The organism is Flavobacterium sp. F52, from assembly GCF_000278705.1.
Lineage (GTDB): Bacteria > Bacteroidota > Bacteroidia > Flavobacteriales > Flavobacteriaceae > Flavobacterium > Flavobacterium anhuiense.
In genome coordinates this window covers 265,444-291,046 of the sequence record NZ_AKZQ01000025.1, presented here as the reverse complement: position 1 = coordinate 291,046, position 25,603 = coordinate 265,444, and the positions used below count along the sequence as shown (strand labels likewise).

Here is a 25,603-nt window from a genome sequence, read left to right as displayed (position 1 = left end):
AAAGATACCTAACAGGTTTTGGAAACCTGTTAGGATAATAAAAAGGAAACCATTTTCAGATGAAAAAACTTTTAATAATAACAGCCGTTTTAATTTCTTCAATTAATTCGTTCGCACAAAATGAAAGCCGAACCATAAAAGTAGATTTCAATAAAACTGCCGGAAAATTAAACACAATATTCAAAGAATGCATTGGCGCAGGAAGGGCAAATGAAGGACTTCGTGCCGATTGGCAGCAGCAACTGGCATTGGTTAAAAAAGAATGCGATTTTAAGTACATCCGCTTTCATGGTTTATTGTCTGATGATATGGCCGTTTATCGTGAAGACGAAAAAGGAAATCCAGAATACAATTACCAATATGTTGACGTTTTATTTGATTATATTGTAAGTCTCAAAATGAAACCATTTGTAGAATTAGGTTTTATGCCGAATGCATTGGCAAGCGGAAAAGAAACTATTTTTTGGTGGAAGGGAAATGTAACGCCTCCAAAAGATTATAAAAAATGGGAAGATTTAATTAGAAATTTAACGCAGCATTTTAAAGATCGTTACGGAGATGAAGAAGTAAAAACTTGGTATTTTGAAGTATGGAATGAACCGAATTTATCACCAGGTTTTTGGACAGGAACACAAACAGAATATTTCAAATTATATGATTACGCTGCTCGAGGCGTAAAGGCAGTAAATCCATCCTATAAAGTGGGCGGTCCAGCAACAGCAGGTGCAGCTTGGGTTCCTGAAACCATTGATTTTTGTGCCAAGAATAATCTTCCGATTGATTTTATTTCAACACATGCATACGGAGTGAAGCACGGCTATTTGGATGAATTCGGAACTTCTGGAACCATATTAAGTAAAGATGAATTTAGCGTAAGCGGAGAAATTATAAATTCACGAAAACAAATTACAGAATCGGCTAAACCAAATTTAGAATTGCATTATACAGAATGGAGTTCATCGTATACCCCAGCAGATCCAATTCATGACAGTTATCATTCGGCTGCTTATATTCTGCAAAAAATAAAACAAGTTGGAAATGCTGCAAACTCCATGTCCTATTGGGTTTTTACCGATATCTTTGAAGAAGCGGGGCCAAGATTTACGCCTTTTCACGGCGGTTTCGGATTATTGAATACGCAAGGAATTAAAAAGCCTGCCTATTTTTCTTATTATTTAATGAATAAATTGGGAGAAACAGAACTTCAGAATTCAGATAAAGCTTCTTGGGTTTCTAAAAATACAAAAGGTGATGTGCAAGTTTTGCTTTGGGATTTTACCAATACTCATCCTGGCGATAAAGAGCTGAATCAAACCTATTACATAAAAGACCTTCAATCAAAAGAAAAAGGAAAAGTCAAAGTTGAAGTGAACGGAATGCAGAAAGGAAAATATATCTTAGAAATTTACAAAGTGGGGTATAAGGTAAATGACGCTTACGCGGATTATCTAACGATGAATAAACCAAGCCAGTTAACACGTGAGCAAGTCAATTCGATAAAAAAGAAAAATAACGGGGCGCCAATTTCGACAGAAAAAATTACGATTGACGGAAAAGGAACTTTCAGCAAGGAATTTAAAATCAATGAAAATGATGTTGTGATGCTGAATTTAATTAAACAATAACAGATTTTAATTTAAACACATAGAAACATAGATTTTTATTCTCTTTAAAGATTACAGAAAAAGCTAGCTTTAATACCTAGTTCTATGTGTTAAAATATTTTCATACAATTAATGAAACAATAATTTTAGATAAAAAACCACAAATAATATAATTATTAACTGGATTTGAAGGCTATGTGTGAGGAATCAAAATCTTTAAATTCAAAACACCTAACTATCTATGAAAAACAAAATGATGTTCCTTTCATCGGCTTTGGTTTTTGCATTTTTTACTTCTTGTAAAAATGATGCACAAACTTTAGCTTCAAATTCGGCGCAGACCGAAGAATACGTTGGAAAAGAAATAAGCACAGATCATGATGCAGAAATCGACAAACTGATTTCGCAGATGACATTAGAAGAAAAAGTGGGAATGCTTCACGGAAACAGCATGTTCGCCAATGCAGGCGTAAAACGTTTAGGAATTCCAGAATTAAAAATGGCCGATGGGCCGTTGGGAGTTCGCGAAGAAATCTCACGCGACAATTGGGCTCCAGCAGGATGGACAAATGACTTTGCAACATATTATCCAGCAGGTGGCGCTTTGGCTGCAACATGGAACGCAGAAATGGCACATACTTTTGGAACCAGTTTAGGAGAAGAGTTACGTGCAAGAGATAAAGACATGCTGCTTTCTCCAGCGATTAATATGGTGAGAACACCGCTTGGAGGAAGAACATACGAATACATGTCTGAAGATCCGTTTTTGAATAAAAAAATCGCAGTGCCTTTGATTGTTGGTTTACAAGAAAAAGATGTAATGGCTTGCGTGAAACATTACGCAGCAAACAATCAGGAAACGAATCGTGATTTTGTTGATGTACAAATTGACGAGCGTACACTTCGTGAAATTTATCTTCCAGCTTTTGAAGCTTCGGTAAAAGAAGCAAAGGCCTATAGCATTATGGGCGCTTACAATAAATTTAGAGGTGAATATTTATGTGAAAACGATTATATGCTGAATAAAATCCTTCGTGACGAATGGGGATTCAAAGGTGTCGTAGTTTCAGATTGGGCTGCAGTGCATTCTACAGCAAAATCTTTGAAAAATGGTTTAGATATTGAAATGGGAACGCCAAAACCTTTCAATGAATTTTTCTTAGCCGATAAATTAATTGTTGCAGTTAAATCTGGAGAAGTTTCGGAAAAAGAAATTGATCTGCATGTAAAACGAATTTTAAGAGTTTTATTCCAAGTGAAAGCAATGGGCGGAGGCGAGCGTGCAAAAGGAAGCATCGCAACTGAAGCACACTACCAAGACGCTTACAAAATTGCTGCTGAAGCAATTGTATTGTTGAAAAACGAAAACAACGCTTTACCATTACAACTAGACGGAGTAAAATCTATTGCCGTTATTGGAAATAATGCTACAAAGAAAAACGCTCTTGGCGGATTTGGAGCAGGAGTTAAAACGAAAAGAGAAGTTACGCCTTTAGAAGGTCTTAAAAACAGATTGCCTTCTTCAGTTAAAATCAATTATGCGGAAGGATATTTAGAACGTTACGATAAAAAAAACAGAGGAAATTTAGGAAATATTACTGCGAATGGTCCAGTGACAATTGACGAACTAGATCCGGCAAAAGTTCAGGAAGCTGTTGATGCGGCTAAAAACTCTGATGTTGCAATCATTTTTGCAGGTTCAAACCGCGATTACGAAACAGAAGCTTCAGATCGTAGAGATTTGCATTTACCTTTCGGACAAGAAGAATTAATCAAAAAAGTTTTGGCTGTAAATCCAAAAACTATTGTGGTAATGATTGCGGGTGCTCCATTTGATATTAATGAAGTAAGCAAAAAATCTTCTGCTTTGGTTTGGAGCTGGTTTAATGGTTCTGAGGGAGGAAATGCTTTGGCAGATGTGATCTTAGGAAAAGTAAATCCGTCAGGAAAACTGCCTTGGACAATGCCAATTGCTTTAAAAGATTCTCCTGCGCATGCCACCAACAGTTTTCCTGGAGACAAAGCGGTTAATTATGCTGAAGGACTTTTGATTGGATACCGTTGGTTTGATACTAAAAATGTAGCGCCACTTTATCCTTTCGGTTACGGATTATCATACACCTCTTTTGCGCTTGATAATGCAAAAACAGACAAAACTTCTTATGCTCAAAACGATGTAATAGAAGTAACAGTCGACGTTAAAAACACAGGAAAAGTAGACGGAAAAGAGGTCGTTCAATTATACACATCAAAATCCGATTCTAAAATTACTCGTGCAGCTCAGGAATTAAAAGGTTTCAAAAAAGCAGAGGTAAAAGCCGGAAGTTCAACAAAAGTAACCATCAAAGTACCGGTAAAAGAATTGGCTTATTATGATGTTGCTTCTAAAAAATGGACAGTTGAACCAGGAAAATACACTATCAAATTGGGAACTTCTTCAAGAGATATTAAAAAAGAAATCCAAGTAACAGTTAAATAAAAATGTCATTGTTATAACTAAACCATCAACGCCAGCCATTAAAAAGCTGGCGTTGGTTTTAAAAACTTATCAGTTAACATAAACTTATAGGATTCAAAAATATTTAAATTTAAAAAATGAAAAAGACCGTAATATTTATTTTCTTGTTAATTAGCGTTTTAGCAAATGCTAATATCAGAATGCCTTTAATATTCTCTGACGGAATGGTGCTTCAAAGAGACAAACAAATTCCGATTTGGGGCTTTGCAGATGCAAATGAAAGCGTAGAAATTCATTTCAACAAACAAGTTAAGAAAACAACAGCCGATAAAAACGGAAAATGGACAGTAAATTTAAGCGCTGAAAAAGCCGGCGGACCTTTCGAATTGACCATTATCGGGAAAAATAAAATCACAATCAAAGATGTTTTGGTTGGAGAAGTTTGGATTTGCAGCGGGCAATCGAATATGGAATTTCAGGTTTTCAAAACCATGAATGGCGAAAAAGAAATGGCAGATGCTAATTATCCAATGATCCGTCATTTTGGTGTGGTACAAGATTTAAGCGGCACTCCAAAAGACGATTTAAAACAAGGAAAATGGGAAGAATCCAACAAAGAAAATGTAGGCAACTTTACAGCAGTTGGATATTATTTCGCGAGAAAATTATATGCTGAATTAAAAATTCCAATCGGAATTATTAATACTTCTTGGGGTGGAACTAATGTTGAAACTTGGACAAGTCGTGAGGCTTTTGAAAACAGCCCTGATTTTAAAGCCATGATTGCCGATGTTCCGACTCTAAATGTAGACTCTATTTCAAAATTATATGCCAGAAAGATGAAAGAAAGAGTTGAAAAAATTCAAGGAAATCCTGTTAGCTCTGATAACGAAGATTCATTTAAAGAACTTTCTTTTAATGATAATTCTTGGGGCGAACTCAATACGCCAAGTTTATGGGAAAATCAGCCTTTAGGAGATTTGGATGGCGTAGTTTGGATGCGAAAAACAATTACACTCACAGCCGAGGATCTTAAAAACAAAGCCGTTTTAAGTTTAGCTAAAATTGACGATGAGGATATTACGTATGTAAACGGAATCGAAATTGGCCGAAACACACAATACGATTTAAAAAGAGTGTATTCTGTTCCTGGAAATGTTTTAAAAGAAGGAAAAAATGTAATTGCTGTCCGAATTGTTGACAACAGCGGAGGTGGAGGGATTTATGGTGAAGCACAAGATCTAAAACTGGCTATTGGCAGTAAAAGTATTCCGCTTGACGGAAAATGGAAATTCAGAGTTATTGTTGTAAAAACAGCTTTATCACCAAACAGTTATCCGTCATTATTGTACAATGCGATGGTAAATCCGTTAGTTCATTACGGAATTCAAGGCGTTTTATGGTATCAGGGAGAAGCCAATGTTTGGAGAGCAGCAGAATACAAAAAATCATTTCCGTTAATGATCAATGATTGGAGAACAAAATTCAAACAAGGAAACTTCCCGTTTTATTTCGTTCAATTATCCACTTTTGACGAATTTGGGGGCAATAGTCAGAAAGGTAGCCGATGGGCAGAACTTCGCGAAGCACAGTCTGAAACACTAAAAGTGCCGAACACAGGAATGGCCGTAACCACAGATATTGGAAACGCCAAAGACATTCACCCAACCAACAAACAAGATATTGGACTACGTTTGGCAGCTATTGCCATGAATAATATTTACGGCAAAAAACAAGTTCATAGCGGACCAACTTACAAATCTCAAGAAATAAAAGGAAACCAAATCGTATTGACTTTTGATAATATCGGCAGCGGATTATCAACACCAAACAATGTAGAGTTAAAAGGTTTCGAAATTGCTGGTGCTGATAAAGTTTTTCATTCCGCGAAAGCGATAATGAAGGACAACAAAGTAATTGTCTCGAGCGATCAGGTGCAAAATCCTGTAGCAGTGCATTATGGTTGGGCAGATGATGATACGGCGATCAATCTTTTCAATAAAGAAAAATTTCCGGCTTCGCCTTTCAGAACCGATAATTGGGAGATGCTAACTGCGAATGAGAAATATAAAGTGAGTAAATAAGTCCTAAGTACTTCATAATTAGTGATAAGTTCTTATTAAGAAGTATACAGGCGAATAATAAAAATTTGCAAAATAAAGCTCCAGTGGAACGAAGTGAATTTCGCACCGCTGGAGCTCTTTTGCATTGACAGGATTTAATTTCTAAACGTTATAATTATTTTTTTGCCTGCTCTTTTTCTTCTGGTTTCTTAGAGTGCTCTTTTTTAAACGTTTCGTACCATTTTTCAATCGACGGATAAACAAAAGCTGCAACTTTTTTTACTGGATTATAAAAAATAGAATTGTCTAAAGTTTCTTTTTTAGCGAATGTATTATTGAAGTTTATTTTCTCAAACAAAGCAATAAAAATACTCAGAATTAGAATGGTTTTTAAAACCCTAAAAAATCCGCCTCCCAGTTTATTCATCCAGCCTAACATGGCAAAATCGGCAATTCCGGTTAGAATTTTTGCTAAAAAGTAAACTCCAATTACAACCAAAATAAAGGTCAGGATAAAAGCCGTAATTTGAATATTAGTCGGATTCCAAGAAACGTGCTTTGAAATCATTCCTGTCATTAATGAAGAAAATTTAATGGCAAGATAAATTCCTAATAACAGGGAAATAAAAGAAGCAACTTCTACAAAAAGTCCATTTTTAATGCCTTTGTACAAACTGTATCCTAAAAGCGCGGCTACAATAATATCAAAAAAACTCATGTTTGGGTTTGGTGTTTAATGAGGCGCAAAGATATATCTTTTTTAGGTCCAAAGGCTCATAGTGGCAAAGGTTCGGAGGTTTTATAGCAGTTGTAATTTTATGTGTTTAAAATTTTTAGGCACATTGAGTTTGAACTCTGTATCTTTGCAAATCAAAATTTAGAGTTCAGATTACGATTCTGCCCCCTCAGAATAGATTTTAATCAGTAATCCAACATCTAAAATCAACAATCTAAAATCACACAATGTCTAGAGATATACAGTTAAAAGAGCGATGGGAAAAGCTCGTTGATATACTTTCCAATCAATTTTCACAAGGCGAAGATCTTGATTTGGATGCTATAATTTACCTAATTGGAGTTCAGGAACTCGGAAAGGTGCATCGTCAATTTAAGAAAGACGAAAAATTAAACCTAATGCATATTGCCATTTGCCGATTATTGGAACCTTATGGTTATTACGAATTTGATTTTTTTGATAATGAAGGCTGGCCACACTACAAAATAAAAGAACAATTACCGCCGTTAAAAGCAGGTGAGCAATCGGTTTTAATGAAAGAAGCGATTGTAAATTATTTTTTGGAAAGAAAACTTATTGAGTAGTTTTTTTTGGTTTACAGTCGCAGTTTACAGTGTTTGAGACTATAAACTGTCACTGAAAACTGAGACTAAAATTAAAAAAATGTGCAGATACGCAATGACATCTTATAAACCTCATTATGCTTGTTTTAATTGTCGGAAGACATTTAAAAGAAGATTAATGGTGGATATAAAAAAAGGAGAAGCATCGGTTTTTGAAGCCAAATGTCCGCAATGTGGAGAATTAATGGCGAACATGGGACTGGATTTTGAATCGCCTAAAAAAGATGATGTCAAAAAGTGGGAACATATTAAAAGTTTATTTTCCGTTGGCATTACCTTTCATTCTTGCGGCTGCAGCTGCCCAGGCTATATTCCGAATTCAAAAGAAAAATTAGTCGAGTATTTTGAAGACATAAAAAAGACCTATTTTAAAAATATGGATTTTTGGCGCACCAGAATTGAACCTGCTACAAAACAGGAAAAAGAAAGGGATTCGAATAAAAACTGGCATGAATTAAATCGCATTTCTTCGAATTTTAGAAAGGAAACAGTAACCAATCAGGAAGGTTTAGATTATTGGCATCTAAAGATTAAACAAGTTGAAGAAAAGTTAAATCTGATAAAATAATTTACGGAAAACCTAAAACTGCGACTGTGACCGCACATTTTCAACTAAAAACACTAAATTTGTACTCTCAATTATCGAAGGAAAATGATAGATAAGATAAAACAGCACATAGAGGAAGCTAAAGCCTTTAATGAGAAAAATAAAGAATCGTTAGAACAATTCCGTATTAAATATTTAGGAAGTAAAGGTTTGCTGAAAGAACTTTTTACTGAATTTAAAAATATTCCAAACGACCAGAAAAAAGATTTTGGACAAGTAATCAACACTTTAAAAGCGGTTGCTGAAGAAAAAGTAAAGCAGATTCAGGAAGAGCTGGAAAGCAAAGAAGAGTCTAAAGGAGTTTTTGGAGATTTAACGCGTGCTGCAGAACCAGTAATTATTGGTTCGCGCCACCCAATTTCTATCGTTAAAAATCAGATTATAGATATTTTTGCTAATATTGGATTCAACGTTTCTGAAGGACCAGAAATTGAAGACGATTGGCATAATTTTACAGCATTGAACTTGCCAGAATATCATCCGGCGCGTGATATGCAGGATACGTTTTTCATTCAGACCAATCCTGATGTGTTGTTACGTACGCATACATCATCTGTTCAGGTGCGTTATATGGAAAATCATAAACCGCCAATTCGTACCATTTCTCCGGGACGTGTTTTCCGTAACGAAGCAATTTCATCACGTTCGCACTGTATTTTCCATCAAGTGGAAGGATTGTACATTGACAAAGATGTTTCTTTCGCCGATTTGAAACAAACATTACTTTATTTCACGAAAGAAATGTTCGGAAAATCTAAGATTCGTCTTCGTCCGTCATATTTCCCATTTACAGAGCCAAGTGCCGAAATTGATATTTATTGGGGACTGAAAACAGAAACGGATTATAGAATTACAAAAGGAACAGGCTGGCTGGAAATTGGAGGTTGCGGAATGGTTGATCCAAACGTTTTGAAAAACTGCGATATCAATCCAGATGAATACAACGGTTTTGCTTTCGGAATGGGAGTAGAGCGTATTGCAATGCTTTTATACCAAATTGGAGACATTCGTATGTTCTATGAAAATGATGTACGTTTCTTAGAGCAGTTTAAATCAAATATATAATTCTAAGTCTAAAAGTCATAAAGTCGAAAGTCTAAAAGTTATTACTTTGGGGTTTTCGACTTTATGACTTTCGACTTTAAACTTTTGACTAAAATGAAAAAAGATATAATAATTCCAGAGGTTGAAAACGTCTTTCTTGCAGCAGTGCAAGAATGGAGCGACGATTTTATGGAAAAAGTGTGGTACGCTTATTTGGTTAATGACAGTGACTTTAATCTAGACAGCGTAATGGTAGTTTCAAAAGCATTTGGAACTATTGATGGAGAAATGAAAAAAACTTCGATCTTGCGTCATGCATTTGTTGAGGTTCCTTCGGTTTCTGTGGTAAAGATAGAACTGGTAGAAAAGAGCCTTTTAGCGCTAAATAATGAGTTTATGGTAACTTTCTTCATCGGAAATACTTTGTACGATAAGAAGTTTATTTTTAAAGCCAATTCGCTTGACGAAAACAATACGGAAGAAGTGCCGATTTTGTTTGTTGAAGGGGTGATGGTGAAGTAGAGTTTTAAAGAGGAAAGAAGCAAGAAGAAAGATTTTATAGAAAATAGAATAAAAGAGAAAGAGCCAAGACTGAGATTCAGTTTGGCTCTTTTTTTATCTCAAACAAAGTCTTTACTCTTGCTTCTTTCTTCTTTTCACTCGTCTATAAAAATCTAATCCAAAGACTCCGTCAATTTCTTGAAAACCGTTTTGGCATCTTTCCCTTCATATAAAACAGCGTAAACAGCGTCGATAATTGGTGTTTTTGCTCCGTAGCCTTGATTTAGTTTATAAGCACTTTTTGTTGCGTAATACCCTTCGGCAACCATACTCATTTCCATCATGGCACTTTTTACGGTGTAGCCTTTTCCAATCATATTTCCGAACATTCTATTTCTCGAGAAAACTGAATATCCTGTAACCAACAAATCGCCCAAATAAGCCGAATCGTTAATGTTGCGTTTCATTTTATGCACTTTTCTAATGAATTTCTTCATTTCGCGAATAGCGTTACTCATTAAAACCGACTGGAAGTTATCGCCATAACCTAAACCGTGGGCAATTCCGGCAGCAATAGAGTAAATGTTTTTCAGCATTGCAGCATATTCAGTTCCGATAATATCGTCTGAAATTTTGGCTTTGATATAATTTCCAGAAAGTGATTTTGCTACAGTACAAGCTTTTTCTGGATCACCACATGCAATTGTTAAGTAAGAAAGTCTTTCTAAAGCAACTTCCTCAGCGTGGCAAGGTCCTGTAATAACTCCAATGTTGTAATATGGAATGTCGTATTGAATGTGGAAATGTTCGCCGACGATTAAACTCGTTTCTGGAACGATACCTTTAATAGCAGAAAAAATGATTTTATCGGCTAAAGAAACCGTCATATTTTTTAACTCGGCATCTAAGAAAGCTGATGGAATGGCAAAAATGATGTAATCTGCATATTCTATCGCTTCGTTTATATTGCTTGTCAGTTTAAGTTTGTTGGTGTCAAATTCAACAGAACTTAAATAGTTAGGATTGTGTTTATATTTCTGAAGATGTTCAATTGCAGACTCATTACGCATATACCACGCAATTTCTGAAAGATTCACACATAACATTTTGGCAATTGCCGTTGCCCAGCTTCCTCCTCCAATTACTGCAAATTTTAACTTTTCGCTCATTATTTTATTAATTTGAAACAAAAGTACTTAATAATGTGCTAATAAAGCAAAATCTGCTTTAAGAAATTTTGAAGGAGCTCTTTAATTGCAATGGCTTTCAAGAAGTTTTAGCACGAAATATTTTTTTTTTAATAGTCAAACAATAAAACCATTCAGGCATGCGTTATTACATTTTATAAATTAGAATTTTAATGAATTTAAAAAAAATTGAGTTAGTTAGTTTTGTTTTAGTATTTTAAAAAGGCGTTCCTAAACTTGTTAAGAACGCCTTTTTTATTTTTAGTTTTCAGCCGCAGTGCCAGTTTTCAGTTATATGCAAAACTGTAAACTGACACTGAATACTGCGACTAATAAGAAAGTTCTACAATAGATCTTACTTTATCTAAAGTTACTAATTGTTTTTCTCCTAAACCTTTCCAGCCTCTTTCGTCAAAACGTTTCACGATAAAATCTGCTGTATTAGAATAGTCTTCCGTATATTGAGAAAGTTTAGTGTCCATTCCCATTGTATGGAAAAACTCAACCGTTTTGTTGATGGCTTCTTTTGCTACTTCCTCATCAGAACCTGTTAGATTAAAAATCCTTCTTCCGTATTGCGCCAGTTTTGCTTTTTTAGTTTCGAACATAACTTTATATAAATTCGGACCAATAACCGCTAAAGTTCTGGCGTGATCAATTTCGTAAAGCGCTGTCAATTCGTGGCCAATCATGTGCGTTGCCCAGTCGCTTGGAACACCTTTCTGGATTAATCCATTTAAAGCCATGGTACAGCTCCACATAAAATTGGAAGCCAAAGTATAATCGGTTGGGTTTTGTACGACGCCAGGACCAACTTCAATTAACGTTTGTAAAATTCCTTCGGCAATTCTATCCTGAAGAAATGCATCTGTCGGATACGTTAAATATTGCTCCATAACGTGCGTGTAGGCATCTACGACACCATTTTCGATTTGTCTTTTTGGTAAAGAAGAAATTACAGTCGGGTCACAAATAGAGAATTTAGGAAATAAAGCACTTCCGCCAGAAGATAATTTTTCCTGTGTCGCTTCAATCGTTACCACATAACCTGAATTCATTTCGCTTCCTGTTGCTGGTAACGTTAAAACAGTTCCAAACGGCATTGCATTTTCTTTGATTAAAATTCTTTTTTGAAGAATATCAATCGGATTCCCTTCAAAATGAACAGCGCCTGAAATAAATTTCACACCATCGATCACAGATCCGCCGCCAACAGCCAAAATAAAATCGATTTTCTCTGCTTTTATAACATCAACCGCTTTCATCAGAGTTTCAAATCTCGGATTTGGTTCGATTCCGCCAAATTCTACGATTTCAAAACCTTTCAAATTATGGATTACTTGGTCGTAAATTCCGTTTTTAAAAATACTTCCACCTCCATAAGCCAAAAGGATTTTAGCATCTTTTGGCACTAAAGTAGAAAGTTTTTCAATTTGCCCTTTTCCGAAAACTAAATTTGTCGGATTGTATAATTCAAAGTTTAGCATTTTTTTTAGAGTTTCTAAGATGCTAAGCTACTAAGAACCTAAGTTTTGGACTTATTTAGTAGATTTAGCTCGTTGTTTATTTAATTTTTTATTATTGATGGGTAAGGAATTGATTTTTAAGTTGCTAAGAAAAAACTCAGGATATTAGCAACTTAGAATCTTAGTATTTTTATTTTAACTCTTGTAATAATTTTGCCGCTACTAATTTAGACGATGCAGGATTTTGGCCTGTAATCAAAAGTCCGTCTGCAACTGCATAAGGCTGCCAGTTTTCTCCTTTAGAAAAGATCGCTCCATTTGATGATATTGCATCTTCCAGCAAAAACGGAACTACTTTTGTTAAACCAACTGCTTCTTCTTCGGCATTTGTAAATCCAGTTACTTTTTTGCCTTTTACTAAATATTCGCCGTTTACTTTTACGTTTTTCAAAACGGCTGGAGCATGACAAACAAATGCTACAGGCTTTTTGTGTGTATAGAAAGATTCGATTAAAGCGATAGAACTTTTATCTTCAACTAAATCCCAAAGCGGACCATGTCCTCCTGGATAAAATACAGCGTCGTAATCTTTTTGGTTAACGGTAGAGAGCTTTAGAGTGTGTTTTAATTTCTCTTGTAAAACTTTATCAGCATCAAAACGTTTTGTGTCTTCAGTTGCCGAAGCGGGGTCGGCACTTTTTGGATCAATCGGCGGTTGGCCTCCAAGTGGAGATGCAATAGTGATTTCTACTCCTTGATCTAATAATTCGTAATACGGTGCAGCAAATTCTTCTGACCAGAATCCTGTTTTTTCTCCTGTATTGCCCAGTTTGTCATTGCTGGTTACAACAAATAATACTTTTTTCATACTCTTTTTGTTTGATTTTTGAGCTTCAGCTGAAATGCTTACAGCTGTGAATGCAGTTATTGCGAATAGTGCTATTTTTTTCATAAATATTAAATTTTGAACAAATTTACGGCGAATGTGATATCAGTAAAAATAAAATAAACTATGTTTGTTATAAATAAATTTATGTCATGGTAAATCTAGAATGGTACAGAACTTTTAAGGCAGTTTACAAAAACGGTAATTTTTCAGTGGCTGCGAAGGAATTATTTATGAGTCAGCCTGCGGTTAGTCAGCAGATCTCTATGTTAGAGGCGCATGTTGGCAATAAATTATTTAACCGAAAATCAAAAGGCGTAGAACCAACCGAATACGCTAAGTTACTGAATAATTTGATTATAGATGCTCTTGATAGGCTCGAAAGTGTTGAAACAAGTTTCAGGGCTAAAGCAGAAGATGCTAATCGATTAATTTCTGTCGGAATCTCAAAACATCTTTTTGACTGTGTTGGCAATCTCTTAATTTCAAAGTTTGATTTAATCGATTTTACTTTTGCAGAAAACGATGAGCTTTTTGCTTTAGTAGATGCTAAAAAACTTGACTTTGCCATCACAACGAAAAGATTTGACACTTTTGATACCACTTATGAAATCGTCGGAAAAATTAAACTGATTCTGGTTGCCCCAACAACTTTGGATATTACTGAATTCCGTCAGAGACTAAAAGGAGATAATTACACCGAAATAGAACAATGGCTGAATGCACAGAAATGGTACAGCCACGATGCGCGCATTCCGCATATAAAACTATTTTGGCTGCATGCTTTCAATAAAAAAAGACCTTCGATGGTTCCAAATTACATTATACCATCAGAATCTGAAATGCTAAGACTTTTAGCCAAAAATGAAGGAGTTGCTGCAACTTGGAATTGCAATGCTAGAAATTATATTAAGGAGAATAAACTGCAGCTAGTTTGGAATAGTTTTCACGTGCCAGAAGAGTTTGTGTATTTATTAGCTCCAAAGAATAATAATGTAAAGTCGTTTTTTGATATTATCGAGAAAGAATTGAAACTGTTTTTTGGTAATAGGTTATAGAATTAGTCTTAAGAAATAGATGGAAATTCGGATTTTTTAATGCTTTTTTTAGTCTGAAAAAGACTAACTTTGAGAAAAATAAATTTCTAAAAGGACAAATTATGAGAAAGATTGTATCGTGTTTAATACTTGGCGTTGTATTTTTTATGTCCAATTCCTGCAGTAAAAGTGACGCAGATGATGTTATAGATTGTTTTGCCGAAGCAATTTATATCAAATTGCATAATTCTACAGATCCTTCTAATCCGAAATTAATGAATTATTCTGTTGAGTATAGTGGTACAGGAACTCTAAGTGGTGTAAAATGGAATTTTGGAGATGGAACTTCGGGTACAGGTGCAACAGTTACTCATACTTATGCCGCAGCTGGCGAATATACGGCTACAGCTGAGGTGACCATTAAAAAAGACGGTTCAGAATGTACATCTAGTCCAAAACGAACTGTGACAATAAACTAGAAATAATAAACGATCATATTTGAGAGCCAATTTTATAATTTAAGCTTTTGCATTAGATTATAAAATTGGCTCTCATTCGTTATATTTGTTTGATAGTTTAGATTATGGAAAAATTACAAAATATTAGAATTGCTGTTGATGCGATTGTTTTTGGATACAAAAACAATGGTTTATATGTGCTTTTGATTGAACAGCAATTTGGCTCCTCCGAAAAATATTGGGCATTACCAGGTGGTCTAGTGCAAAATGATGAATCTTTAAACGATGCTGTAATTCGAGAATTGCATGAAGAAACAAATGTACAGCTCACTTTCATGGAACAATTGTACACTTTTGGAGATGACATTCATAGAGATTCCAGAAACCGTGTTATTTCAGTAGCGTATTATGCTTTAGTAGATGCTTCAAATTTAGAAATTAAAGCAGATACTGATGCCGAAAGAGTGCAATGGTTTAAAATAGATGAGATTCCGTCTTTGGCCTTTGACCATAATTTAATCTTAAAAAAAGGAATAGAAAGGCTTAAAGCCAAATTGACATATGAACCAATTGGTTTCGATTTACTTTCAGAAGAATTTTTGTTTTCAGATCTTGAAAACCTTTACTGCACTATTTTAGAAAAGGAAATTGACCGTCGAAATTTCAGAAAAAAAATACTTAGTTATGGTATTCTAGAGGAAACTGAAAAATTTTCGCCCATTAAAACAGGTCGTCCAGCAAAACTTTTTAAGTTCAATAAGTTGAAATATAATGAGTTAATTCTAAAAGGGTTTCACTTTGAAATAAAGTTTGCGTAATTTTTACACAAAATAAATTGTTTATTCAAAATTAAATTCTACATTTGCGTATAATTAACGCAAACTAAAAAGCTATGATATTAAATCTCGACCCAAAATTCGCTCCATTTCAAAATCAGGAAGAAATCAAATTTCAAAGTTTTACATTTTCTGGCGGAGAACCACACATTAAAATTGCACCAGATTTTGATGCCAATAGAAAAGTAACCATTACACATAGATTAAATTCATTCAACGATTTAGGTTTATTATGCGTTACTGTTGATGCGTTACGCAGAATGGATGTTAAGATTATCGATCTTTTTATTCCGTACTTTCCAGCTGCGAGACAAGATCGTGTTATGATTCCAGGCGAACCTTTGTCTGTAAAAGTATATGCTGATATTATCAATGCGATGCAATTGAACAAAGTTTATGTTTTTGATGCACACTCTGAAGTAACTCCTGCTTTATTGAATAACAGTACTGTAATTCCGAATTACACTTTTATAAAAGCAGTTTTAGAAAATATAGGAAATGATGTAAAACTTATTTCTCCAGACGGTGGCGCTTTAAAGAAAATCTACAAAGTATCTGAGTTTTTAGGAGGTGTTGAGGTTGTCGAATGCAGTAAAAGCCGAGATGTAAAAACTGGAAAACTATCTGGTTTTAAAGTGTATGAAGAAGATTTACAAGGAATGGATTGTTTAATTGTAGACGATATCTGCGATGGAGGAGGAACTTTCGTAGGATTAGCAGAAGAATTAAAAAAGAAAAATGCTGGAAAATTATACTTAGCCGTAAGCCACGGAATCTTCAATAAAGGTTTTGAAGTTTTAAATTGCTTCGACGTAATTTTCACTACAAACTCTTTTAAAGATTTTGAAGGTGAAAGTGTTAAGGTGATTGGATTGGATCAATTGGTTTAAATGTTTCAAGTTTCAAGTTCTTCGTGTAGCGTAAATCTGAAACTTGAAACTTGAAACAAAAACACTAATAAAATGAAATACAATATAGATAACATAGCTCCAGAAAGTAAGTTTTTATTTTTCTGGGGACATCAGCCAAGTAAAGATGGAACAATAACCAAAACTTGCTTCAGCCAATGGTGGTTAAGTTCTTTTGAAGTTGAGGGCGTAACTTACAAAACAGCCGAACATTGGATGATGGCAAAAAAAGCCGAATTGTTTAAGGATCAGGAAATTTTAGAAAAAATCATAAAATGCAATTCTCCCGCTGAAGCCAAAAAATTAGGCCGTAAAGTAAGAAACTACGATGATAAAATCTGGTTAGAAAATCGATTTGAAATCGTAAAAGAAGGGAACTTTCACAAGTTTAGTCAAAATCCAGATTTGAAAACCTTTCTTTTAAACACAAATGACAGAGTTATTGTAGAAGCGAGTCCGGTAGATCCAATTTGGGGAATCGGAATGGCAAGCGATCATATAGATGCTTTAAATCCGGAAAAGTGGAAAGGTTTGAATCTTTTAGGTTTTGCTTTGATGGAGGTTAGGGATGAATTGAGATAATTAGCAATTATAAAAAATAATATGTTCCATTGGAACATTTCATAGGTAATGAATGAAAATATAGCAAAGAGCGTCAGCAAGTTTTTAAGTTTGGTACTCAGACATTCACCAGAAAAAATCGGATTAAAATTAGATGAAAACGGTTGGGCAGATGTCAATGAATTAATAGAAAAATGTACTAAAAAAGGGAATCGTCTCGACGACGAACTTTTAGATTATGTAGTAGAAAATAACGATAAAAAGCGTTTTGCTTATAACGACGATAAAACCAAAATCCGTGCAAGTCAGGGACATTCGATTTCAGTTGAATTGAATTTAGCAGAAACAGAACCTTCGGAATATTTGTATCACGGAACCGTTGGAAAATTCATGGAAAACATTCAGAAAGAAGGTTTGAAGAAAATGAGCCGTCAGCATGTTCATCTTTCTAAAGACAAAGAAACGGCAACCAAAGTAGGAAGTAGAAGAGGAGTTCCGCAGATTTTAACCGTTAGAAGCGGTGCTATGCACAGAGACGGATTTAAATTTTATTTGTCTGAAAACAATGTTTGGTTGACAGATGAAGTTCCGCCAAAGTATATAGAGTTTAAATCTTAAATAATCAAACACAACAATTATGATTTTAGAAGCAGCAATAGGCGATGCATACGGTGCAGGATTTGAATTTAGAGATTTAGATTTTATTTCTAAAAACAATAATCTGACTCAGTATGATAAACACGGAATGTACACAGAGATTTATAAAAAATATACTGATGATACTCAAATGGCAATTGCGATTTCGGAATTGCTGCTTGAAGATGATAATTGGAACGAGATTAAAGTAGCAGATAAGTTTGTTGAAGTATTTCACAGAGATAAAAGACGCGGTTATTCGGATCGAGTTTACAATGCTTTGGATGCCAGTAAAAGCGGTTCAGATTTTATCAAAATAATTGATAATGGTAGCAGCGGAAATGGCTCTGCAATGAGAGCATATTCAATTGGACATTTAAAAGATATCAAACAAATACTTGAGTTTTGCGAGATTCAGGCGAAAACTTCCCATAATACAGTTGAAGGAATAACTTGTGCTAAACGTATAGCGTTGGCTGTTCATTATTTCAAGTATAATCTGGGAGATGGATCTACTCTAATAGATTTTCTGAACGCGACTTTAAAAGAAAGTGAAAACTATAGAATTACTTCTCCAATCGATATGCACGGATATCCAACAACACAAGCTGTAATTAAAATGGTTTCCGAAGCTGTTTCTATGAAGGATTGCCTAAAAATAGGAATAGGTTATGGCGGAGATACTGATACAGTTGCAGCATTGTCTATGGCAATTTTAAGTCAGAAGCAAAATTGTGAGAAGACGTTGCCATCATTTCTTTACGAAGAATTAGAGAATGATAAATTCGGAAAAGATTTTCTAATAAAATTGGACGTCGCTTTGAATAATAAGTTTAGTTAATCGGGAAAAGAACTTTTTAGTAATCATAAATGTATTTGTTATGCTAAATATTATTAATGAAGGATTGGAAATTTATACAATTGATAATTTTCTCACAGTTGAGGAATGTAATCAACTGATAGAACAAAGTGAACAAATGGGCTTTGAAGAAGCGGAAGTTAATGTTGACGGCGCACAAAAAATGATGAAAATGGTTCGAAATAACGAGCGTATTATGTACGAGGATCATGCGTATGCTTCTTTACTGTGGCAAAAATTAGAACCTTTTATCAAACCTGAAATGGAAAACAGTATAGCTTCGGGCTTAAATGAAATGTTTCGATTTTATAAATACAATCCTAGTCAGCGATTTAAAATGCATCGTGACGGCAGTTTTAAACGAAATGACTCAGAATCTAGCTATTATACTTTCATGATTTATTTGAATGAGGGATATGAAGGTGGAGAAACCAAATTTGCTTCAGGAGAAGTTATTACGCCGAGAACAGGAACAGCGCTTATTTTTGAACACAGTCAGCGTCATGAAGGAGCAGCTTTGATTTCGGGAATAAAGTATGTTTTAAGGAGTGATGTTATGTATAAACTGAAAGACAATAACAATTAATGAAAAGAGCCCTAGTTTTTGGAGATATTCACGGCGGATTAAAAGCGTTAATTCAGTTATTGGAAAGAATTGATTATACAGAAAATGATCGTTTTATTTTTCTAGGAGATTATGTTGACGGTTGGAGCGAATCGAAACAATTGATTGATTTTCTTATTGATTTATCTCAAAAACAGGAATGCATTTTTATAAAAGGAAATCATGATGCTTGGTGTCAAGAATGGTTAGAAAATGATGTCATAAATGATATTTGGTTTTTGCATGGAGGAAAATCGACAATAGAAAGTTATCAGAATATTAATTTTTCAGAAAAACAGAAACATCTCGAATTTTTTAATCAAATGAAAGATTATTTCGTAGATGAGCATAACAATCTTTTCATTCACGCTGGTTTTTCATCTATGCATGGTCCAGAAAAAGAACATTACAAAACCAATTATTCGTGGGATAGAACGTTGTGGGAAATGGCTTTGACAATGGACAAAAGAATCCAGAAAGATTCACTTTCATACCCAAAACGATTACTGCTTTTTAATGAAATTTATATTGGTCACACGCCAACACTTCATTATAATGTCGAAATTCCGATGCAAGGTTGCAATGTCTGGAATATTGATACTGGAGCAGGTTTTTATGGTAAATTAACTTGTCTGGATGTTGCAACAAAAATCTTTTGGCAAAGTGACGTCGTACGGACATTTTATCCTAATGAAAAAGGAAGAAATAAGTAAAAATGAAAAACGTAATAGAATCAGGTCTATTTGGATTGGCAGTTGGAGATGCAGTTGGAGTTCCAGTTGAATTTCAGTCTAGATCTTATTTAAAACAAAATCCAGTTACTGAAATGTTTGGTTTTGGAACACATCATCAGCCAATAGGAACTTGGAGCGATGATAGCTCACTTGCTTTTTGTCTAGCAGAAAGTTTGTGTGCAGATTATGATTTAAATGATATCGCTAAGAATTTTGTGAAGTGGTATTCCGCAGATTTGTGGACACCCCATGGACGAGTTTTTGATATTGGAATAGCGACTACTCATGCGATTCATAATATAGTGAAAGGCCATCAGCCAGAATTATGCGGAGGATTTTCTGAAAGCGATAACGGAAACGGATCTTTAATGCGTATTTTGCCATTAGTTTTTTATCTTCAGAAAGAAAAAGATATTGAAGTTATTTATAAAAAAGTAAAAGAAGTTTCATCAATAACACACGCACATTTCAGATCGGTATTTGCCTGTTTTATTTATGTTGTGTATTGTTTGGAGATTCTAAAAGATAAAGATAAATTCGAAGCTTATAAAGAAATGCAAAATGTTGTTGCAAAATTTCTAGAAAGCAAAGAATTTAATCCGATTGAAATTGGATTGTTTGAAAGGATTTTGAAAAATGATATTGCTGCATATCCAGAAAACGAAATTCATTCCTCGGGTTATGTTCTTCATAGTTTAGAAGCGAGCTTTTGGTGTTTTTTAAATTCCGATTCTTATGAAGAAACTGTTTTGAAAGCCGTTAATTTAGGCGAAGATACTGATACAACAGGCGCGATTGCGGGCGGATTAGCAGGAATTTATTACGAAATTGAAAATATGCCGCAAAAATGGATTGACAATTTAGTTCGATCCAATGATATTAAAGATTTAGCAGAACGATTATCACAAAAAATATAAATAGAAAATATATGAACCCACTATTATTAACCGATGGTTACAAAGTTGACCACAGAAGACAATACCCAGACGGAACAACATTAGTATACTCTAACTGGACGCCTCGTAAATCAAGAATTGAAGGACTGGATGAGGTTGTATTTTTCGGATTGCAGTATTTCATCAAAAAATATATTATTCATGATTTTGAAGAGTATTTCTTTAAAAAATCAAAAGAAGAAGTTGTGGCTAAATACGCTCGTAGAATCAATAATTATTTAGGTGAAAATCAAGTTGGAACTAAACATATCGAAGATTTACACGATTTGGGATATATTCCGATGGTCTTTAAAGCTTTGCCAGAAGGAGCAAGCGTGCCGTTGAGAGTGCCAATGTTTACGATGTATAATACAATTCCAGAATTTTTCTGGCTGACCAATTATTTCGAAACTTTGCTTTCTGCAGTGATCTGGCTTCCTTGTAACTCTGCTACAATTGCAAAAGAGTATAGAAAAGTTTTAGATAAATATGCAGACCAAACTTCATCTGTTCCAGAATTTGTAGACTGGCAGGCACACGATTTCTCAATGAGAGGAATGGGCGGAATTGAAGCGGCTTTAACTTCTGCATCTGGACACTTGTTGAGCTTCACAGGTTCTGATACTATTCCAGCGATTGATTTCTTGGAAGAATATTACAATGCCAATTCAGATCAGGAGTTGGTTGCGGGTTCAGTAGCTGCGACAGAGCATTCTGTAATGTGTATGGGAACGACAGAAGGCGAGTATGAAACTTTCAAAAGATTAATTACAGAAGTATATCCAAAAGGAATTGTTTCTATTGTTTCTGATACTTGGGATTTATGGAAAGTTTTAACCGATTATTTGCCAAGATTGAGAGAAGATATTGTTTCAAGAGAAGGTAAAGTTGTAATTCGTCCTGATAGCGGTGATCCAGTTGATATTATCTGCGGAAATCCAAACGGAAAAACAGAACAGGAGAAAAAAGGAGTTATCGAATTGCTTTGGGATGTTTTTGGCGGTACAACAAATGCTAAAGGATTCAAAGAATTGGTTCCACAAATCGGAGCGATTTACGGAGACAGTATTACCGTAGCAAGAGCCACTCAAATCTGCGAAAGATTGAAAGAAAAAGGATTTGCTTCTACAAATGTTGTTCTTGGAATTGGATCTTTCACTTATCAATACAACACTAGAGATACTTTCGGATTTGCGATGAAAGCAACTTACGGAGAAGTAAACGGAGAGGGAAGAGCAATCTTCAAAGATCCGATTACAGATGACGGAACGAAAAAATCTGCCAAAGGATTGATGAAAATTGATTTAATCGACGGAAAGTATCACTTAACTGATAATGTTTCTTGGGAAGAAGAAAAACAGGGTGAATTGAAAGAAGTTTTTAGAGATGGAAAACTTTTGGTTGATCAATCGCTAAGTGAAATTAGAGCAAGAGTAAGTGCGGATATAATGATTGATGCGTAACATAAATTGAGTTATAAAAACAGATCAAAACATCTTAAAAGAATAAACTATGAAAATCACAACACTTATTGCTTTAGTCGGATGCTGTTTTATAACCAATAATGTTATTTCGCAGGTATCAAATAAATCAAAAAAAATGGCAAACAAAGAGAATTATCCTAAAGCATTGGTCGATTATGATGATTTTAAAAATCTTGTTCTAGATTTAGAAAAGAACCGTGCTGAACGTTTGGTTAGTTTAGATGTTTTTTTGGAAATGGCAAAAGGCGAGAATACGGTTATCTTAGACACACGTTCTGATTTCCGTTTTAACAGAAAGCATCTTAAAGGAGCCATTCATCTAGATTTTACCGATTTCACACAGGAGAATCTTTTAAAGTTAATTCCTGATACCAATACAAAAATATTGATTTACTGCAATAATAATTTTAATGGAGATCCGATAGATTTTGCTTCTAAAATGGCTAAACCTGCCGCTTCTCTAGAAACACAAATATTATCCAATAGAAAACCAGTTATGTTGGCGCTAAACATTCCGACGCATATCAATCTTTACGGATACGGTTATAAGAATATTTATGAACTAGACGAATTGGTAAATGTAAATGATCCTAGAGTAAAGTTTGAGGGAACTGAAGTGAAATAACTCTAACCGCTGAATAAAATGAAAGCCTGAATATAAGTTCAGGCTTTTTTTACTTCTTATAAAAATTATTATGATCGATATATTCCCAAACCTTTGGAGGTAATAACGGCTGAATATTTTTACCTTCTTTAATGCTGTTTCTGATAAAAGTAGAAGAAATTTCTACAATTGGGGCATCAATTACATGAATTTTGGGATGCGATTTTAATTCGACATTTTCAGGTTCATCAGAAATTCTTGGATATACATAGATATCATGATTTTCAAGAATCACTTCATAATTTCTCCATTTGTGAAGCGTTTTCAAATTGTCTTCGCCCATAATTAAAGAAAATTCATGATTTGGATATTTCTCTTGTAAATGAGCGAGTGTAATCACCGTATAGCTTGGCTGAGGCAATTTAAATTCAATATCCGATGGTTTTATTTTCGGATAATCTTCTGTTGCCAGATAAACCATTTGAAGTCGTTGCTGATCGTCTAATAAAGTCGCTTTCTTTTTTAACGGATTATGTGGCGTAACAACCATCCAGATCTGATCTAAATCGGCAAACTCAGCCATATGATTAGCAATGATCAAATGACCAACATGTATAGGGTTATATGTTCCGAAGTAAAGACCTATTTTCATTTTGTATAGTTTCGCATAGAGTCGCTAAGATAGCACAAAGATTCGCAAAGTTTAAAAACCTTTTGCGAATCTCCGTGTTTGTCCTTGTGAATCTTTGCGTAATAAAATTACTTATTTACGAACTCTTTCACTAATTGATATGCTTCTTCTTTAGCAGTATCTAAATCGTAGTTTTTAATAATGGTATCAAATTGAGGAGCAGTTGCCAATTCAACCGAAGCTTTTGCAATACGCATATTAATTTTGTCTTCACTTTCTGTAGAACGTTGTTTTAATCGGCGTTTTAATTCGTCAACACTTGGAGGTTTAACAAAAACAGCTAAAGTTTCTTCTGGGAATTTATGTTTAATGCGAAGACCGCCAACCACGTCAATGTCAAAAATGACATTTTTTCCCAAAGCCCAGATTCTTTCAATCTCCGATTTTAAAGTGCCATAGAAGTTGTCGCGGTAAACTTCTTCCCATTCTAAGAAATCCTCAGCTTTAATGTGCTTTTTGAATTCTTCTAGCGAAATGAAATAATAATCCTTTCCGTGTACTTCTTCACCGCGTGGTGCACGCGATGCTGCCGAAATCGAAAATTCAAGATTTAAATCTTCTTGTCCTAATAAATGTTTTACGATAGTTGTTTTTCCTGAGCCTGAGGGTGCCGAAAAAACAATTAATTTTCCTTTGTTCATTGTGTATGCTTTAAGCTTTAGGCAGAAGGCCTTAGGCTTTAATTGATTTTGTTTTTAGCTTATTGCTTATAGCTTAAGCTTATGGGTTTTACAGAACATTCAATACTTGCTCCTTGATTTTCTCTAATTCATCTTTCATCATCACGACCAATTTCTGCATTTGAGCATGATTCGATTTAGAACCCATGGTATTGATTTCACGACCCATTTCCTGAGTGATAAAACCAAGTTTTCTTCCGTTGGCTTCAGAACCATTTAAAGTTTCCAAAAAGTAATCTAAATGATTTCCTAAACGTACTTTCTCTTCTGTAATATCTAATTTTTCTAAATAATAGATTAATTCCTGCTCAAAACGATTTTCATCAACATTAACTTGCAATTCTGAAATTGCAGTTTGCAAACGATCTTTTATAGCTTGTATACGCTCTGGATCAAGTGCCAATGTATCATTCATATATTGGCGAATGTTTCCAATTCGGAAATTGAATTCTTTTTCAAGTGCTTCTCCTTCATCTTTTCTGAAATTTAAGATGTTTTGAAGTGCTTCGTCAATAATTACCTGAATTTGCTCCCAATCATTTTCATCAATTTCTTCGCGTTCTGTTTTTAATGTATCTGGCATACGAACAGCCATTTTCATTAATTCAGTTTCGTCAGCATCGGGATTTACTTCTTTTAATTGTGCGATATAATTTTTTACAACAGGTACATTTACTTTGGTTGAAGTCTGCTCAGCAGTGCTTTCTACATAAATTGCAAAATCAATTTTACCTCTTTCCAGTTTGGTTGAAATGAGAGTTCGTAAACCAAGTTCCAATTCGCGGTAAACCGATGGCATTCTTACATTCAAATCTAAACCTTTACTGTTTAGGGATTTTACTTCAACGGTAATTTTTTTTGTAGGCAATTGCAAAGAAGCTTTGCCAAACCCTGTCATAGATTGTATCATATAATTGAGTATAAAGGCGCAAAGATAAATAAAAGTTTGCTCTATTTGGTTGGAAATTAGTGTTCAGTCGCAGTTTTCAGTTTAACAGAAAAGAAAATAGCTTTTTAGCTCAAAGCATTTATCACTTCGGCTACATTTTTTTGGCTGTTGCCAATGTATATTTTGCCATTAATAATAAAAACGGGGCGGCTTAAGAAAGTGTAATGTTCCAAAATGTATTTTTTGAAATCGGCTTCAGTTAAAGCTTGGTCTTTAAGTCCCATTGATTTGTATAACTGTGCTTTTCTGCTAAATAACGCTTCGTAGCTTCCAGAAAGTTTGTGCATTTCTTCCAATTGTTCTTCAGTAATTGGATCTTGTTTAATATCTTGAAAAACTAAATTGTTTTCAGGTAAACTTTTGATGATTTTTCTGCAGGTATCACAAGACGATAAATAATATATTTTGTTCATTTTTTTATGATTTGTTAGAATGCAAAGAAAATCCATTTG

Annotated in this window: 27 protein-coding genes; 19 read left to right on the top strand and 8 right to left on the bottom strand. The window is 34.5% G+C overall.

The window, feature by feature from the left end:
• Positions 1–59 precede the first annotated feature (59 nt).
• From FF52_RS10915 to FF52_RS10905, 3 genes are all read left to right on the top strand, one after another.
• Positions 60–1,625 (top strand): GH39 family glycosyl hydrolase, encoded by a 1,566-nt coding sequence (locus FF52_RS10915; protein WP_008465413.1) that lies wholly within the window; start codon positions 60–62, stop codon positions 1,623–1,625.
• Positions 1,626–1,845: 220 nt separating this feature from the next.
• A complete protein-coding gene (locus FF52_RS10910) occupies positions 1,846–4,083 on the top strand; it encodes a glycoside hydrolase family 3 C-terminal domain-containing protein (RefSeq protein WP_008465412.1) in 2,238 nt (745 codons plus the stop codon).
• Between the two features lie 116 nt (positions 4,084–4,199).
• Positions 4,200–6,146, top strand: a complete 1,947-nt coding sequence (locus FF52_RS10905) for a sialate O-acetylesterase (protein WP_008465410.1) — start codon at positions 4,200–4,202, stop codon at positions 6,144–6,146.
• 154 nt (positions 6,147–6,300) lie between these two features.
• On the opposite strand, the gene FF52_RS10900 is transcribed toward FF52_RS10905, so the two are convergent.
• Positions 6,301–6,843 carry a CvpA family protein gene (locus FF52_RS10900; protein ID WP_008465408.1) on the bottom strand — a complete coding sequence of 181 codons (543 nt, stop codon included), beginning with the start codon at positions 6,841–6,843 and terminating at the stop codon, positions 6,301–6,303.
• A 245-nt stretch (positions 6,844–7,088) separates the two neighbouring features.
• Here FF52_RS10900 and FF52_RS10895 point away from each other — a divergent pair, with 245 nt between their 5' ends.
• The 4 genes from FF52_RS10895 to FF52_RS10880 all read left to right on the top strand — a co-directional run bounded on the left by FF52_RS10895 (position 7,089) and on the right by FF52_RS10880 (position 9,657).
• Positions 7,089–7,445 carry a hypothetical protein gene (locus FF52_RS10895; protein ID WP_008465406.1) on the top strand — a complete coding sequence of 119 codons (357 nt, stop codon included), beginning with the start codon at positions 7,089–7,091 and terminating at the stop codon, positions 7,443–7,445.
• Positions 7,446–7,602: 157 nt separating this feature from the next.
• Entirely contained in the window at positions 7,603–8,052 is a 450-nt protein-coding gene (locus FF52_RS10890; protein ID WP_008465404.1) for a hypothetical protein, read from the top strand.
• Positions 8,053–8,136: 84 nt separating this feature from the next.
• Complete coding sequence (gene pheS / locus FF52_RS10885) at positions 8,137–9,156, top strand: phenylalanine--tRNA ligase subunit alpha (RefSeq protein ID WP_008465397.1); 1,020 nt, start codon at positions 8,137–8,139, stop codon at positions 9,154–9,156.
• Positions 9,157–9,249: 93 nt separating this feature from the next.
• A complete protein-coding gene (locus FF52_RS10880; RefSeq protein ID WP_008465394.1) occupies positions 9,250–9,657 on the top strand; it encodes a hypothetical protein in 408 nt (135 codons plus the stop codon).
• 152 nt (positions 9,658–9,809) lie between these two features.
• On the opposite strand, the gene FF52_RS10875 is transcribed toward FF52_RS10880, so the two are convergent.
• The 3 genes from FF52_RS10875 to FF52_RS10865 all read right to left on the bottom strand — a co-directional run bounded on the left by FF52_RS10875 (position 9,810) and on the right by FF52_RS10865 (position 13,241).
• Positions 9,810–10,805 carry an NAD(P)H-dependent glycerol-3-phosphate dehydrogenase gene (locus FF52_RS10875; protein ID WP_008465393.1) on the bottom strand — a complete coding sequence of 332 codons (996 nt, stop codon included), beginning with the start codon at positions 10,803–10,805 and terminating at the stop codon, positions 9,810–9,812.
• Positions 10,806–11,152: 347 nt separating this feature from the next.
• On the bottom strand, positions 11,153–12,310 hold the full coding sequence (locus FF52_RS10870) for an iron-containing alcohol dehydrogenase (protein ID WP_008465390.1): 1,158 nt from the start codon (positions 12,308–12,310) through the stop codon (positions 11,153–11,155).
• Positions 12,311–12,479: 169 nt separating this feature from the next.
• Entirely contained in the window at positions 12,480–13,241 is a 762-nt protein-coding gene (locus tag FF52_RS10865; protein ID WP_008465388.1) for a type 1 glutamine amidotransferase domain-containing protein, read from the bottom strand.
• A gap of 86 nt (positions 13,242–13,327) precedes the next feature.
• On the opposite strand from FF52_RS10865, the gene FF52_RS10860 reads away from it, so the two are divergent.
• From FF52_RS10860 to FF52_RS10805, 12 genes are all read left to right on the top strand, one after another.
• Positions 13,328–14,233, top strand: coding sequence for a LysR family transcriptional regulator (locus FF52_RS10860; RefSeq protein WP_008465387.1), 906 nt, complete (start codon positions 13,328–13,330; stop codon positions 14,231–14,233).
• 101 nt (positions 14,234–14,334) lie between these two features.
• A complete protein-coding gene (locus FF52_RS10855) occupies positions 14,335–14,691 on the top strand; it encodes a PKD domain-containing protein (RefSeq protein WP_008465386.1) in 357 nt (118 codons plus the stop codon).
• A gap of 104 nt (positions 14,692–14,795) precedes the next feature.
• The gene (locus FF52_RS10850; RefSeq protein WP_008465384.1) at positions 14,796–15,488 is read left to right on the top strand and encodes an NUDIX hydrolase; all 693 of its coding nucleotides are present in this window, start codon (positions 14,796–14,798) and stop codon (positions 15,486–15,488) included.
• A gap of 74 nt (positions 15,489–15,562) precedes the next feature.
• On the top strand, positions 15,563–16,396 hold the full coding sequence (prs, locus tag FF52_RS10845; protein WP_008465383.1) for a ribose-phosphate diphosphokinase: 834 nt from the start codon (positions 15,563–15,565) through the stop codon (positions 16,394–16,396).
• A gap of 72 nt (positions 16,397–16,468) precedes the next feature.
• Positions 16,469–16,996 carry an NADAR family protein gene (locus FF52_RS10840; RefSeq protein WP_008465382.1) on the top strand — a complete coding sequence of 176 codons (528 nt, stop codon included), beginning with the start codon at positions 16,469–16,471 and terminating at the stop codon, positions 16,994–16,996.
• 48 nt (positions 16,997–17,044) lie between these two features.
• Positions 17,045–17,593 (top strand): RNA 2'-phosphotransferase, encoded by a 549-nt coding sequence (locus FF52_RS10835; protein ID WP_008465381.1) that lies wholly within the window; start codon positions 17,045–17,047, stop codon positions 17,591–17,593.
• 19 nt (positions 17,594–17,612) lie between these two features.
• Complete coding sequence (locus FF52_RS10830; RefSeq protein WP_008465380.1) at positions 17,613–18,452, top strand: ADP-ribosylglycohydrolase family protein; 840 nt, start codon at positions 17,613–17,615, stop codon at positions 18,450–18,452.
• A 40-nt stretch (positions 18,453–18,492) separates the two neighbouring features.
• Complete coding sequence (locus FF52_RS10825; protein ID WP_008465379.1) at positions 18,493–19,056, top strand: 2OG-Fe(II) oxygenase; 564 nt, start codon at positions 18,493–18,495, stop codon at positions 19,054–19,056.
• Entirely contained in the window at positions 19,056–19,787 is a 732-nt protein-coding gene (locus tag FF52_RS10820; protein WP_008465378.1) for a metallophosphoesterase family protein, read from the top strand. Before FF52_RS10825 ends, FF52_RS10820 begins: the two co-directional genes overlap by 1 nt.
• A 2-nt stretch (positions 19,788–19,789) precedes the next feature.
• On the top strand, positions 19,790–20,725 hold the full coding sequence (locus tag FF52_RS10815; protein ID WP_008465377.1) for an ADP-ribosylglycohydrolase family protein: 936 nt from the start codon (positions 19,790–19,792) through the stop codon (positions 20,723–20,725).
• A gap of 11 nt (positions 20,726–20,736) precedes the next feature.
• Positions 20,737–22,206: a nicotinate phosphoribosyltransferase gene (locus FF52_RS10810; protein WP_008465376.1), complete on the top strand. Its 1,470-nt coding sequence runs from the start codon at positions 20,737–20,739 to the stop codon at positions 22,204–22,206.
• A 49-nt stretch (positions 22,207–22,255) separates the two neighbouring features.
• Positions 22,256–22,852: a rhodanese-like domain-containing protein gene (locus FF52_RS10805; RefSeq protein ID WP_008465373.1), complete on the top strand. Its 597-nt coding sequence runs from the start codon at positions 22,256–22,258 to the stop codon at positions 22,850–22,852.
• 49 nt (positions 22,853–22,901) lie between these two features.
• Here FF52_RS10805 and nadD read toward each other — a convergent pair whose 3' ends face one another.
• The 4 genes from nadD to FF52_RS10785 form a co-directional block, all read right to left on the bottom strand.
• Entirely contained in the window at positions 22,902–23,483 is a 582-nt protein-coding gene (gene nadD / locus FF52_RS10800) for a nicotinate (nicotinamide) nucleotide adenylyltransferase (protein ID WP_008465371.1), read from the bottom strand.
• Between the two features lie 107 nt (positions 23,484–23,590).
• A complete protein-coding gene (gmk, locus tag FF52_RS10795) occupies positions 23,591–24,163 on the bottom strand; it encodes a guanylate kinase (RefSeq protein WP_008465369.1) in 573 nt (190 codons plus the stop codon).
• Between the two features lie 88 nt (positions 24,164–24,251).
• Positions 24,252–25,112, bottom strand: coding sequence for a YicC/YloC family endoribonuclease (locus FF52_RS10790; RefSeq protein WP_008465368.1), 861 nt, complete (start codon positions 25,110–25,112; stop codon positions 24,252–24,254).
• Positions 25,113–25,216: 104 nt separating this feature from the next.
• The gene (locus FF52_RS10785) at positions 25,217–25,564 is read right to left on the bottom strand and encodes an arsenate reductase family protein (RefSeq protein ID WP_008465367.1); all 348 of its coding nucleotides are present in this window, start codon (positions 25,562–25,564) and stop codon (positions 25,217–25,219) included.
• Positions 25,565–25,603: the final 39 nt, after the last annotated feature.